The organism is Desulfovibrio ferrophilus, assembly GCF_003966735.1.
GTDB classification, from domain to species: domain Bacteria; phylum Desulfobacterota; class Desulfovibrionia; order Desulfovibrionales; family Desulfovibrionaceae; genus Desulfovibrio_Q; species Desulfovibrio_Q ferrophilus.
Map to the genome: position 1 here is coordinate 374,854 of NZ_AP017378.1, position 13,372 is coordinate 388,225.

Genomic DNA, 13,372 nt, shown 5'->3' on the forward strand with positions numbered 1-13,372 from the left:
AGGCCGGACAGGAAATATCCTGTCCGGCCTTTTTTGATCCTGGGGTGTATGTCGGTGCATGCCACCTTTGCTGGTTCAGACGTCTATTTATCGTCAGAATTTCATGGTGGCGGTGGTCAGACCGTGTACGGGCAGAATGGTCCCTGCCATGGCTTTGATTTTTTGGATGTTGTCATAGGCCGCAAAGGCGTCACAGTGGACACCTGGGCAAATGGCGGGGCCGTTGGCAGGGAAGTTCTTCTCGTTGCAACAGAAGCCGGGCATGATCACCGGCTCGGAAGCCGTTTCAATAATCACGGTCTGGCAACCGGGAGAGTGGCCGGGAGTCAGCAGGCAACGGATGCCGGGTACCGGTTCTGCGTCGCCATCCAGGGTTTCGAACTCGATGTCTTCGATGAAGTACTCGTCGTAGCGATGATCCAGAGGGTGGGGCGCCTTGCAGAAGTCCAGTTCGATCTGCTGGACGATGTGCCGGGCTTTGGTGAACAGTCGGTTGTTGCCGCAGTGATCGTCGTGCAGATGGGTGTTGATGATGATATCTACATCGTCCGGGGCTACCCCCTGAGTTTCAAGTGCTTCGGTCAGTGTTGTTACATGAAGGCCTGTGTCTTCGGTAAAGCCTGCAGGTTCCATGACCTCGTCTTCATCCAAACCGGTATCAATAAGAATGGTACGGCCTTCGCCGCGTACAAGCAGGGAATAGATGGGCAGCCAAATCGGTTGGCCGTACCCCTGCTGGTAGGTCATGATTCCCTGGTCGGGGTTGCGAACACCTGTGAGTAGAGGTGTAACAGTGTAGGGCATGGGCGATCTCCTTTATACTAGGGCAGAATGTCAGTTGTGGTTCCAAAGGTTCCATTGAATACGAACTCGGACAGCGTTCTACGCTGGCGAGGTGCGGATTCCATGGTTTTGAGATCTTCAGGAAGATGTATTGGGTCGCCAGGATACCCCAAGGCAATAGCGGCAACGGGGTCGAATTCATCGGGGATGGAAAAGGCAGTACGGGCCTTGTCCTTGTTGAAACCGGCCATCTGATGGACGAAGATTCCTACGGACACGGCCTGTATGCTGAGTTGAGCCACGGCCTGACCCACATCGTGCAGGGCATGCTGGTTGGGTTTGCCGCTTTGCGCGAATGATGTTCGCGCGACGGAAAGCATCAACACGGGGGCGCTTGTGGCCCACTTCTGGTTGCCGGGGAGCAGGCAGTTGAACATTTTTTCATAGAGTTCCTGAGCACTCTTTTCGGCCAGGATGAAAAACCAGGGCTGATCGTTGTAGCAGGAAGGCGCCCACCGTGCTGCTTCAAGTATGGAGAGCAGGTCTTCGCGGGCTACCGGGCGGTTGGCAAAGGCTCTGGGGCTCCAACGATCACGGATGGTATTGAGGACCGGATAATCGGTCGAAGCAGTCTTGACGTGCATGTATTTCTCCTGTTGGCCTGGGAGGTTCTTCATGTTCGGCAGGAGATAGTTTATGCTGGGGATGAAGGAAGTCAACCCGGCTGTTCTCTCGAAATTGACCGCGGGGGAAGGTGAATCGGGGAGGGAGGGGTTTCAGTATTTGATGTTCAGGCGGAACTGTTTTATACAGGCGCGTTACGCCCCATCTAACAATGATGAGAGATGATCTATGAGCCATGTACTCGGCCTGAAGTTTAGCGACTACGGCCAGATATATTATTTTGATTCCGGTGCCTTCGTTGTTTGCAAGGAGGACCGGGTTATCGTCAAGACGGAACAGGGCATGGGTCTTGGTACGGTGGTTACCGTGCATGAGGAATGTCCTGAAAGCGTCGGAGAAGAGGAGTTGAAGTCCATCTTCAGGCTGGCCACTGAAGAGGACCTTGCCGCAGAGACTGAAAATCTGAAACTGGCCAGGGAAGCATACAGCTTTTGCCGGGAGTGCGTCCGCGATCGCGAGTTGGAAATGAAACTTGTGGATGTGGAGGTCTTTTTCGACCGCGGCAAAATGATCTTTTACTTCACGGCTCCGGGACGGATCGATTTCCGGGAGTTGGTCAAGGATCTGGTCAAGACCTACCGGACTCGTATCGAGCTTCGGCAGATCGGTGTACGCCATGAAACGCAGATGCTGGGAGCTGTGGGCAACTGCGGTATGGTGGCCTGCTGCCGACGGTTCATGCGCAAATTCAACCCCGTGACCATCAAGATGGCCAAGGAACAAAATTTGTTCCTTAACCCCACCAAGATTTCAGGTATTTGTGGACGTCTTTTGTGTTGTCTGTCCTTCGAGGAAGAGAACTATCAGATATTCTACAAGCGTTGCCCGCGGATTGGTAAGCGTATGGATACCGATCAGGGGCTGCTGAAGGTCATGCGCGCAAATTTCTTCCGTAACAGTGTGACTGCATACACCGATCGCGGTGAGGAACTGGAATTTACCCTGGATGAGTGGGAAGCCTTGAATCCCCGACGGTTTGATCCCAATATTCCACGCCCCGAGCCAGCTCCGAGCAGCGAGCCCAAGCGCCCGCCCCGTCGTGGTGGCAGGCCCGGTTCGCCAAGGGATGGGGGCCGTCCCAAGCTTGGACGCGGCCCCAGGCCGCAGCCCGAGAAAAGTCCCGCTGAGGGCGATACCCAGCCTCCTGCTGACTCCGCACCTCGCGAGGCTACGCCCGAGCAGGCGCCTGCGTCCAAGGATCGGAGCGAAACCGATGGCCCTGCCAGCGAGCGCAAACCTCGCAAGCGTAAGCGCCGTCGTCGTCCCAGAAGAGCCAAGAAAGAAGACTAGAAGCCGCAGCGCGGCATGAAAAGGAGAGAGACCTTGGATCGGTTTTTCATCACTACACCTATTTATTACGTCAACGCCAAGCCTCACCTGGGGCATGCTTATACGACGATCGTGGCCGATAGCATTGCGCGGTATCATCGCCTTGCCGGACACGAAACGTTCTTTTTGACCGGTACGGACGAGCACGGCGACAAGATTGTCGAGGCCGCTGAAAAGGCGGGGAGTACCCCGCAGGAGTACGTTGATTCCATCAGCGAGCAATTCCGTACTCTGTGGCCGGAGATGATGATTTCCAACGACGACTTCATTCGGACCACCGAGGAGCGCCACAAGAAGGTCGTCTGTGATATCCTGCAAAAGGTCTATGATGCAGGCGATATCTACCAGAGCGAGTACGAGGGGAAATACTGCACCGGGTGCGAGCAGTTTCTGACTGACAAGGACCTCGACGAGAATGGCTTGTGCCCGGATCACAAGGTTGCCCCCACGGTCATCAAGGAAAAGAACTATTTCTTCCGGATGTCCAAGTATCAGGATTGGCTGAAGCAGCACATTCAGGACAATCCTGACTTCATCCGTCCCGAGCGGTATCGAAACGAGGTTCTGTCCATGCTTGACATGGGCGTGCTGGAGGATCTGTGTATCTCGCGTCCCAAGTCCAGGTTGACCTGGGGAATCGAGCTGCCTTTTGATTCCGAGTACGTGACCTATGTCTGGTTCGATGCGCTGATCAATTACATTACGGCTTTGGGTGGCCCCGAGAGTGAGAATTTTTTAAAATTCTGGCCCAGCACCAACCACTTGGTTGCCAAGGATATCCTGAAGCCTCATGCGATTTTCTGGCCCACGATGCTCAAGGCTGCCGGGTTCGAGACCTATCAGAATCTGAATGTTCACGGCTACTGGCTGGTGCAGGACACCAAGATGTCCAAATCCATCGGTAATGTGATTGAGCCTTTGGCCATGAAGGACAAGTACGGGCTGGACGCCTTCCGTTATTTCCTGCTGCGCGAGATGCGTTTCGGCCGTGATGCCTCGTTCTCGGAGCGGGCGCTGGTTGGGCGGCTGAATGCCGACTTGGCCAACGACCTGGGCAATCTGTTCTCGCGGGTGCTGTCCATGACACACAAGTATTTCGGTGGCGAAGTCCCCGAGATGGGGCATCGAGCTCATGCCGAGGATGTCGAAATTCTGAATCTGGCGATGAACAGCTTCCGCAATTACCAGCAGTTGTTCCCTCGCTTTCAATTCGCCCGGGCTCTGGAGGCGTTGTGGGAGCTGGTGCGCGGTTTGAACAAGTATGTGGACGTCACCGCCCCCTGGGCCTTGTTCAAAAATGGGGATACGGAACGGCTTTCCATTGTCATGGGAACTCTGCTTGGGCTGATGCGCAAGATTGCACTGCATGTCTGGCCGGTGATGCCTCAGACTGCCGAGACCATGCTTGAGCAGTTGGGTGAGGCATTTACCCCTCAGGCCGTGAATCTGGCCGAAGAGGCCGACTCTTTTGGCGATTTCATTAAGCCCGGGACCAAGCTGGCCAAGGCATCGAACCTGTTCCCGCGTGTGGAGCTGGAGGAGCCGGAGGCCAAGCCTCAAAAGGAACCCAAGGCCAAGAAAGAGAAAAAGGCCCAAAAGACTCCTGCTCCGGCTGAGCCCGGTGTCGCTGAGTTTGCGGATTTTCAGAAGCTGGATTTGCGTTTGGGAACCGTGCTCAGTGCCGAGCCGCATCCCGATGCGGATAGGCTGTACGTGGTCAAGATCGATCTGGCTGAACCCGAACCTCGTCAGGTCGTGGCAGGGCTTCGTGAACACTTCGAGCCTGATTTCCTGATCGGACGGCAAGTGGTCGTTGTGGCCAACCTTGCTCCGCGGAAGCTGCGGGGGGTTGAGTCCCAGGGAATGATTATGGCCGTGAAGGATAAAGACGGTATGCAATTGCTGACTGCTACTGGTTCAGTGGAGAACGGCAGTAAAGTTTCATAAGTTCAGGGGCGCGCAGGCGCCCCTTTGCATTTGACGGGTAAGTCGCATGCGAATTCTGAATATCGACGGCAGGTATTTTGTTCGGGCCTTTCAGGAGATGGGCCATGAGGTGCTCAGTGTTGGCCGCGAGAAGACCTGTGATTTCGTGCTGGAGGAAGTCGCTTCACTCCGGCGTCTCGTTGATTTTCTGAAGGAAAGGGAGTTTCGCCCTGATCTTGTGCTCTGGGCTGATCGTTGCCAACCCCCTTCGGTGGCGGGTTTCGAAACGTTGCCTGCGCCTTGCATCGGTTTCTCCATCGATCAGTACTGTAACCCCTGGCACTCGCCATTTTCGGCGGCCTTTGATCTGATGCTGGTGGCCCAGAAGGATTATATGGGCATGTTCCAGCATCGTGATTTCCCTCGCCCTGTTGAATGGTTTCCGCTGTTCTGTTCTCTGAGCAAGGATGTTGATCCAGGGGGCGAGCGTGATATCCCCGTCTCCTTTGTGGGAACGCTGACTGGTTCCATCAATCAGACGCGCATGGATTTTCTGACAGCCTTCAAGCAGCGTCACCCCGTGTTTCTGCATCAGGGGTTGTATCCGCCCGTGTATGGACGTAGCAAGATAGTACTGAATCAGTCCGCAGCAGGTGAAATCAATTTTCGAACGTTTGAAGCTTCAGCGTGTGGCGCGGCCGTGCTTACGGAGGATATCGCCAATGGACAGGCTGAAATATTCTCTCATGGCGAGACGATATTGACGTATCCGCGCGGGGATGCCGAGGCGGCTGCCCGGGTGGCTCGCGACTGGCTGAGTCGTCCCGATGATTTGGCTCGGGTGGCGGATGCCGGGCGGGAATCGGTGGTGGCCGAGCACAGTGATCGTGTTCGGGCTCAAACGATTATCAAGCATGCCGAGCGGTTGGCGCGCAGGCATTCCTGGCAGTGGCGTTTCGAGAACCAGGGACTTGTCAGGGCCGAGCTGTCCAAAATGTTTACAATGCTGAGCTCGGACATGGAATTGCCTATTCCCCAGCCCCTGCGTGACAGCTATATGCAGATGGTCAAGATGTACATGTCTGCGCAATGATTGATTCTGGCAGTATGGGTGGCGAGGGTCTTTTCACTGGACTCTCGGCCCCGCCTGAACTATAAAACCCGCAGCTTTTTTACGGGAAATGCCTGCCCCTGATCCTTCCCTCCAAGGCTGCCCCGTATTGCGTCCCACCCATTCCGGGGGCGTACTGCGATAACCCGAACACCCATCGAGCACATGCCCAAACGCACCGACCTGAAAAAAATTATGCTCATCGGCTCCGGGCCCATTGTCATCGGACAGGCCTGCGAATTTGACTACTCCGGCACCCAGGCGCTCAAAGCGCTCAAGGAAGAGGGGTACGAAGTCATCCTGGTCAACTCCAACCCGGCCACCATCATGACCGATCCCGAGTTGGCTGACAGGACCTACATCGAACCCATCGAGCCCGAGACCGTGGCCCGCATCATTGCCAGAGAACGTCCTGACGCTCTGTTGCCCACCTTGGGTGGGCAGACCGCCTTGAACACGGCCTTGGCCGTGGCGGAAATGGGTGTGCTGGAAGAGTACGGCGTGGAACTGATCGGCGCGTCTGCGGACGTGATCGAAAAGGCAGAATCCCGCGAGCTGTTCCGTCAGGCCATGGACAATATCGGACTCAAGGTGCCCGAGAGCCGAATCTGCCGTAACATGGATGATGTTCGGCAGACTGCACAGGAAATTCCTTTTCCAATCATCATTCGCCCGGCTTTCACCATGGGTGGGACCGGCGGTGGTGTTGCCTACAACCTTGAGGATCTCGAAGAAATTTCCTCCAAGGGACTGGCCGCAAGCCGGACCTCCGAGGTCATGCTCGAGCGTTCCATCCTGGGTTGGAAGGAATACGAACTCGAGGTCGTGCGCGACAAGAATGACAACTGCGTCATCATTTGCTCCATCGAGAACCTGGATCCCATGGGGGTGCATACCGGTGATTCCATCACCGTTGCCCCGGCTCAGACATTGTCTGATGTTGAATATCAGGCCATGCGAGATGCCGCGTTGGCGATCATGCGCGAGATCGGCGTTGAGACGGGCGGGTCCAACGTGCAGTTCGGCGTGAACCCCGAAGACGGTGAACTGGTGGTTATCGAAATGAATCCCCGCGTGTCACGGTCGTCTGCTCTGGCCTCTAAGGCCACAGGGTTCCCCATCGCCAAGCTGGCAGCCAAGCTGGCAGTGGGATACACCCTTGATGAGATTCCCAACGACATCACACGCGAGACCATGGCTTCCTTTGAACCAACCATCGACTATGTGGTGACTAAAATTCCGCGTCTGACCTTTGAGAAGTTCCCCGGAGCTGAGGATTATCTGACCACGGCCATGAAAAGCGTGGGCGAAGCCATGGCTATCGGGCGAACCTTCAAGGAATCCCTGCAAAAGGGGCTCAGGTCACTGGAGACCGGCATGCCGGGTCTGGGCAAGGATTTCATCAAGACCTGCCTGACCCGGGACGACGTTTTGCCTCTGCTTCGCAAGCCCAACTCCCAGCGCCTGTACTGGCTGCGTCATGCCCTGCATTGCGGCATGAGCGTGGAGGAAATCTTTGAGGCCACGTCCATTGATCCCTGGTTCCTGCGCCAGATTCGCGACATCGTGGAAATGGAAGAGAGACTTCGCGAGTTCAGCCTGAGCGAGAGCATTGACCCGCAGAGCGAGGAGTTCGTCGAACTGCTGCGCGAAGCCAAGGAATACGGTTTCTCCGATCGCCAGTTGGCTTCGCTGTGGAAGCGCGACGAGGCGGATATTCGCTCCCTGCGCAAGAAGGCGGGGGTTGAACCTACCTATTATTTGGTGGACACGTGTGCTGCGGAGTTCGAGGCCTATACCCCGTACTTCTACTCCACCTATGAGCAAGGACGTGAAGTCGAACCCGGCGAAGGCAAAAAGATCATGATCCTGGGCGGTGGCCCCAACCGCATCGGTCAGGGCATCGAGTTCGACTACTGCTGCGTGCACGCTGCATATGCGCTCAAGGAAATGGGCGTGACATCGATTATGGTCAACTCCAACCCCGAGACCGTCTCCACGGACTACGACACCTCTGACAGACTGTATTTCGAGCCTCTGACTTTCGAGGATGTGCTGAACATCATCGAGTTCGAGAAACCTGATGGCGTTGTGGTGCAGTTCGGTGGACAGACTCCTCTGAATTTGGCCGTGCCTCTCTTGAGAGCCGGGGTGCCCATCATTGGAACCTCTCCGGACTCCATCGACCGCGCTGAAGACCGTGAACGCTTCCAGTCTCTGCTCAAGAAGCTTGGTCTCAGGCAGCCCGCCAATGGGATCTCCATGAGTGTGGAAGAGGCCGTGGCCGTGGCCCAGGACATCGGTTATCCCGTGGTTGTTCGCCCCAGCTATGTGCTGGGCGGGCGAGCCATGCAGATCGTCTACACCGAGGATGAACTGCATTCCTATTTCCGTGACGAGGTCAAGACTGCTCCCGAGCATCCGATCCTGATCGACAAGTTCCTCGAGAGCGCTATCGAGGTGGACGTGGACGCCCTGTCCGATGGCGAAGATGTTTATGTTGCCGGAATCATGGAGCACATCGAGGAAGCCGGTATCCATTCCGGTGACTCGGCCTGCGCTATTCCGCCCATCACTTTGGGCGGGCTGATTACCGAGGAGATCGAGCGTCAGACCGTAGCCCTTGCCAAGGAACTCAATGTCATCGGCCTGATGAACATCCAGTTCGCCATCAAGGACGGTGTCATCTACATCCTTGAGGTCAACCCGAGGGCGTCGCGTACGGCTCCCTTCGTGTCCAAGGCCACTGGTGTTCCGCTGCCCAAGCTGGCCACCAAGGTCATGATGGGCGAGAAGGTCAAGGATCTGGACCCCTGGAGCATGCGCAAGACCGGGCACGTTTCGGTCAAGGAATCCGTGTTCCCGTTCAACCGCTTCCCCGGTGTGGACGTGCTGCTTGGACCAGAAATGCGCTCCACAGGCGAAGTCATGGGCATTGATACCAATTTTGGTATGGCCTTCCTGAAAGGCCAGTTGGCTTCGGGCCAAAAGCTGCCCACCTCGGGCCGGGTCTTCATCTCCGTGAATGACCGGGACAAGGAAGGCATCGTGGACGTGGTCCAGACGTTGTCCCAACTTGGGTTCGAAATTCTCGCCACCAGTGGTACTGTGGACTTCCTCGCCAAGCGCGGCGTGGAGGCCGAAAAGGTCTTCAAGGTTTACGAAGGCCGTCCACATGTGGTGGACCGTATCAAGAACGGTGATGTGGATCTGGTGATCAATACCGCCTCGGGCGGAAAGACCGTGGGCGATTCCTCGGTCATTCGTCAGAATACGCTCCTGTACAACGTGCCTTACACCACCACGGTGGCCGGAGCCCGTGCCATGGCCTATGCCCTGCGTGCACTCAAGACGAATGAGCCGGGCGTGAAAAGTCTTCAGGAATATTACCAATAGTATTTGACGCGACTCAATCAGCCGGATCAACCTTCATCCAGCCGCTTGGACGCGGCGGGGAAGAGATATGAAACGTGAATTCTGCGGCCTGTTCGGCATCTATAATAATCCCGAAGCCGCGCACATGACTTATCTGGGGCTCTATGCCCAGCAGCATCGAGGTCAGGAAAGTGCCGGTATTGTCACTTGGGACGCGGGCAAGCAATTTATCCGCGAGCAGAAGGGCATGGGCCTTGTGGCCGATGTGTTCAATGAGCGCCACCTCCAGAAGGAACTCAAGGGCGACATTGCCGTGGGGCATGTGCGCTATTCCACTACCGGGGCTTCGCTGATCCGCAATGCCCAACCGTTCCTGGTGAGCTTTGGCGATCTGCAATTGGCCATTGCGCACAACGGCAATCTGTCCAACTCCGCCGTGCTGCGTGCGGAATTGGAACATGCCGGAACCATCTTCCAGACCACCATGGATACCGAGATTATCGTGCACCTTATTGCACGTCACATGTCCAAGGACGGCATGGAGATCGAGGACGCCGTGGCTGCGGCCTGTCGCCGTGTGGAAGGTGCATTCTCGTTGCTCATTCTGGCGAATGACAAGCTCATTGCCCTGAAGGACCCCAACGGTTTCAGACCCTTGGCCTTTGGCCGTATGGGCGAATCCTATGTCTTTGCCAGTGAGACCTGCGCCTTTGATTTGTTGGAAGCCGAATTCCTGCGGCCTGTGGAACCCGGCGAGATGGTGATCATCGACCGTGAGGGCTTGAGAAGCAAGCGCTACTGCGAGCCCAATGGTCGGAGCCATTGTATTTTCGAGCTGATCTATTTCGCCCGTCCGGATTCCGATGTGTTCGGCCAGAATGTCTATCAGTGCCGCAAGGCCATGGGCGCAGCCCTGGCCCGTGAGTGCCCTGTGGATGCCGATTTCGTGATGCCGTTCCCCGACTCGGGAAATTATGCCAGCGTCGGCTACGCCCAGGAATCGGGCCTGCCTCTGGAACTGTGCATGATTCGCAACCACTATGTGGGGCGGACATTCATCAAGCCTTCCCAGGGTGAGCGTGATTTTTCCACCAATATGAAATTGAACCCCGTGCGCAGCATGGTCGAGGGCAAATCCATCCTTGTGGTGGAAGACTCCATCGTGCGTGGTACCACCATCCGTACCCGTATCAAGAAGCTTCGTGACCTTGGTGCCCGCGAGATCCACATGCGTGTGTCCTGCCCGCCCATCAAATATGGTTGCTACTACGGCATTGATTTCCCGACCAGAAGCCAGCTCATCGCTGCCCAGCACAGTGTGGACGAGATTGCCAAGATGATTGGCATCGACAGCCTGCACTACCTGAGCATTGAAGGCTTGCTGTCCTCGGTACAGAACCCCGGTGACTTCTGTCTGGCCTGTTTTGATGGTAAGTATCCTGTCGCGCCTTGCCTTGGTGTTGACAAGGAATGCCTGGAACAGATCAAAGGCATGAAGCCCTAGGAGGATCGAGCATGGGACCCAAATCCCGGGAACGGGACTGGCTGGCGCTGGCCCGAGAAACCATCGATGTGGAGGCTCAGGGGTTGGCGCATGTTCGCGATCGACTGGATGACAACTTCGTCATGGCCCTGGAGATGATGGCCAACTGCAAAGGGCGGGTTGTTGTCACGGGTATCGGCAAGTCCGGGCTCGTGGGGCGCAAGATCGCGGCAACCCTGTCCAGTACAGGTACACCTTCTTTTTTTCTGCATCCTGTTGAGGGCGCCCATGGCGACCTGGGCATGCTCAGGCCCGAGGATGTGGCTCTGGCCATCTCCAACAGTGGGGAAACCGACGAGTTGAATGCCATCCTTCCCACGATTCGAGCCGCTGGAGTGCGCATTATTGCGCTCACCGGTTGTGCGGATTCGACAATGGGCCGGATGGCAGAGGCGATCATTGATTCGGGAGTGGAGCGCGAGGCCTGCACTCTGAATCTGGCTCCAACGGCCAGCACCACGGCCACTTTGGCTCTTGGTGACGCATTGGCCATCTGCCTGATCGAATGGAAATCCTTCAAGACCGAAGACTTCAAGCGTCGTCATCCCGGTGGAGCTTTGGGCCAACGCCTGAGCCTATCCGTGGCTGATCTGATGCATGTGGGCAATATTCCCGTTGCGAACGAGAGCACCGACCTGGGCCATGCCCTGGATGCTCTTACTCAGGGTGGCCTTGGGGCATTGGCTCTGACTGCTGAAGATGGCTTGCTCACCGGTATCCTGACCGATGGAGATGTCCGCCGTGCCCTGTGCAGTGGTTCTCCTGACCTTCAGGCTCCTGCCTCTGCGTTCATGACCCGGCAGCCTTCCTGTGCAGGTCCACAGTCCACGGCTGCGGAGGTTCTGGATCTGATGGAAGAGAAGGCCATTACCGTGATGCCCATTGTTGACGGTGATGGCAGACTGACGGGCATGATCCATCTGCATGACCTGCTGGGTAAGGGATTGCTCAAATTCTCCGGCTGACCGGAGCCCCCAACAAAGGCGATAAACGCAATGAATGACCCGCGAGAACAGAGGTTCTGGGGATGCCGGCCAGAGATTTGGGCCGGCCTTCTCATTTTGGGCACCACGGCTCTGCGTGTGTGGTTTGTGCAGTCCGGGCAGTTGGATTTGGTCCAGGATGAGGCCCAGTATTGGGACTGGTCGCGTACCCCGCAGCTGTCCTATTTCACCAAGGGCCCGCTGATTGCCTATATCATCAGCGCAGGTTCCTGGTTGTTTGGCGATACGGCGTTGGGAGTTCGCGCCGGGGCCATCGCAGGATCGTTTGCGTCGCAATGCATTTTGTATGTGGGGATTGCAGGTCTCTGGAACAGGCCCCGCCTGGGCCTGTTGACCCTGGTCGTGCTCAACACAACGATTTTCTTCATGGCTTCTGGCATTTTGATGACCACTGACAGTCCGCTTATGGTCTGCTGGTGGGCGGCATTGTTTGCGTTGTATGAGGCTGGACGTCGACCGGAACGCCTGTGGCCGTTCGTGGTCATGGGAGTAGCTCTGGCGCTGGGGACATGGGGCAAGTACATGATGCTGGCCTTTTCCGGGACAGCGATTCTTTACGGGCTGTTGCTCCTGCGTCGTATGCAGGCGGGTAGTTTGTTCTGGAAGCGGCTGTTCGTGACGCTCCTGGCCGGTTCATTTGTGGGGCTTATGCCCATTCTTCTCTGGAACGTGGGCAATGATTTTGCAGGCTTCAAGCATGTTGCGCATCTTGGAGGGATGGCGGGTAAGGGCTCCGGGCAGTGGCTGCGCTTTGATCGTTTTCCCGAATATTTTGGCAGTCAGTTTGGACTGCTGATGCCGTGGTGGTTCTGCTTCTGCGTGTATGGTGCCTGGGGAGTGTTGACGCGTCTGTTCGGAAGCCACGCACGTGCAGCCAAGGCTACTGAAGCCCTGGAGTACAGGCAGGTCGCACTGCTTGCCGTTGGATTCTGGCCGGTCTGGGGCTTTTTCGCGGTCTGGTGTTTTCACACCAAGGTCCATCCCAACTGGTCGGCCGTGAGTTATGCCTCGGGTATGATTCTGGCGGCAGTGATCTGGGATCGAATCTGGCGTGAGCTGTCTGGCCGTACCTGGAAGGTTTGGCTGTGGCCCGTGATCGGCGCTGCTTTTTTTGCCGTATTCCTGGTTCATGATCGTCTGCCGATCCCTTGGCGTCTGGAAGGGAAAGTTCCGTTCACCGAAACGTCGTTTGCGTTGGAGAACCCCGCATTGCATCTCAAGGGCTGGAGTGATCTGGGGCGCGAGATCGACGAACTACGGCGGACCCGGTTTGATGATCCCGACAATGTGTTCCTGTTCGGTGATCACTATGACGTGACCTCGGCCCTGTCGTTTTTCGTGCCCGGACAGCAGCGGGCTTTCTGTGCGACCACGGGGCGCAGGCTCAATCAGTACGACCTGTGGCCCGGGCCGGATTATCCTGTCGGGGCCGGTGCTATTTTTGTACGCAAGGGCTTTGACAAGGGCACGCTTCCCGAGGTCCCTCTGCTCTTTGATAAAATCGAGGGAATGAACTATCAGTCTACCCACGGAGGCCGACCAGCGCGAAGATTCACGATTTTCTTGTGCTACGGGTACAAGGGAGAGTGGCCGCCAATGGTCAGCACGGAGTACTGA

General features: G+C 56.6%; 9 protein-coding genes. 7 read left to right on the forward strand and 2 right to left on the reverse strand.

The window, feature by feature from the left end:
* Positions 1–93: 93 nt before the first annotated feature.
* Together EL361_RS01675 and EL361_RS01680 are read right to left on the reverse strand one after the other, a co-directional pair.
* Positions 94–804, reverse strand: coding sequence for an N-acyl homoserine lactonase family protein (locus EL361_RS01675; protein WP_126375939.1), 711 nt, complete (start codon positions 802–804; stop codon positions 94–96).
* 17 nt (positions 805–821) lie between these two features.
* Positions 822–1,427: a nitroreductase family protein gene (locus EL361_RS01680; protein WP_126375941.1), complete on the reverse strand. Its 606-nt coding sequence runs from the start codon at positions 1,425–1,427 to the stop codon at positions 822–824.
* A gap of 208 nt (positions 1,428–1,635) precedes the next feature.
* Between EL361_RS01680 and EL361_RS01685 the strand changes: the two genes are divergently transcribed.
* The 7 genes from EL361_RS01685 to EL361_RS01715 all read left to right on the forward strand — a co-directional run bounded on the left by EL361_RS01685 (position 1,636) and on the right by EL361_RS01715 (position 13,372).
* Positions 1,636–2,757, forward strand: coding sequence for a PSP1 domain-containing protein (locus EL361_RS01685; protein WP_126375943.1), 1,122 nt, complete (start codon positions 1,636–1,638; stop codon positions 2,755–2,757).
* 15 nt (positions 2,758–2,772) lie between these two features.
* Complete coding sequence (metG, locus tag EL361_RS01690; RefSeq protein WP_338031056.1) at positions 2,773–4,743, forward strand: methionine--tRNA ligase; 1,971 nt, start codon at positions 2,773–2,775, stop codon at positions 4,741–4,743.
* A 46-nt stretch (positions 4,744–4,789) separates the two neighbouring features.
* Positions 4,790–5,815 carry a glycosyltransferase family protein gene (locus tag EL361_RS01695; protein WP_126375947.1) on the forward strand — a complete coding sequence of 342 codons (1,026 nt, stop codon included), beginning with the start codon at positions 4,790–4,792 and terminating at the stop codon, positions 5,813–5,815.
* A 183-nt stretch (positions 5,816–5,998) separates the two neighbouring features.
* A complete protein-coding gene (carB, locus tag EL361_RS01700; RefSeq protein WP_126375949.1) occupies positions 5,999–9,229 on the forward strand; it encodes a carbamoyl-phosphate synthase large subunit in 3,231 nt (1,076 codons plus the stop codon).
* Between the two features lie 67 nt (positions 9,230–9,296).
* A complete protein-coding gene (gene purF, locus EL361_RS01705) occupies positions 9,297–10,712 on the forward strand; it encodes an amidophosphoribosyltransferase (RefSeq protein WP_126375951.1) in 1,416 nt (471 codons plus the stop codon).
* 11 nt (positions 10,713–10,723) lie between these two features.
* Complete coding sequence (locus EL361_RS01710; RefSeq protein ID WP_126375953.1) at positions 10,724–11,716, forward strand: KpsF/GutQ family sugar-phosphate isomerase; 993 nt, start codon at positions 10,724–10,726, stop codon at positions 11,714–11,716.
* A 30-nt stretch (positions 11,717–11,746) separates the two neighbouring features.
* Entirely contained in the window at positions 11,747–13,372 is a 1,626-nt protein-coding gene (locus EL361_RS01715) for a glycosyltransferase family 39 protein (RefSeq protein WP_126375956.1), read from the forward strand.

Excerpts from the sequence above, each read along its gene's own strand:
- EL361_RS01680 (WP_126375941.1), bottom strand. The coding sequence starts at position 1,427 with ATGCACGTCAAGACTGCTTCGACCGATTATCCGGTCCTCAATACCATC.
- EL361_RS01685 (WP_126375943.1), top strand. The coding sequence starts at position 1,636 with ATGAGCCATGTACTCGGCCTGAAGTTTAGCGACTACGGCCAGATATAT.
- EL361_RS01675 (WP_126375939.1), bottom strand. The coding sequence starts at position 804 with ATGCCCTACACTGTTACACCTCTACTCACAGGTGTTCGCAACCCCGAC.
- metG (WP_338031056.1), top strand. The coding sequence starts at position 2,773 with ATGAAAAGGAGAGAGACCTTGGATCGGTTTTTCATCACTACACCTATT.
- carB (WP_126375949.1), top strand. The coding sequence starts at position 5,999 with ATGCCCAAACGCACCGACCTGAAAAAAATTATGCTCATCGGCTCCGGG.
- EL361_RS01715 (WP_126375956.1), top strand. The coding sequence starts at position 11,747 with ATGAATGACCCGCGAGAACAGAGGTTCTGGGGATGCCGGCCAGAGATT.
- EL361_RS01695 (WP_126375947.1), top strand. The coding sequence starts at position 4,790 with ATGCGAATTCTGAATATCGACGGCAGGTATTTTGTTCGGGCCTTTCAG.
- purF (WP_126375951.1), top strand. The coding sequence starts at position 9,297 with ATGAAACGTGAATTCTGCGGCCTGTTCGGCATCTATAATAATCCCGAA.
- EL361_RS01710 (WP_126375953.1), top strand. The coding sequence starts at position 10,724 with ATGGGACCCAAATCCCGGGAACGGGACTGGCTGGCGCTGGCCCGAGAA.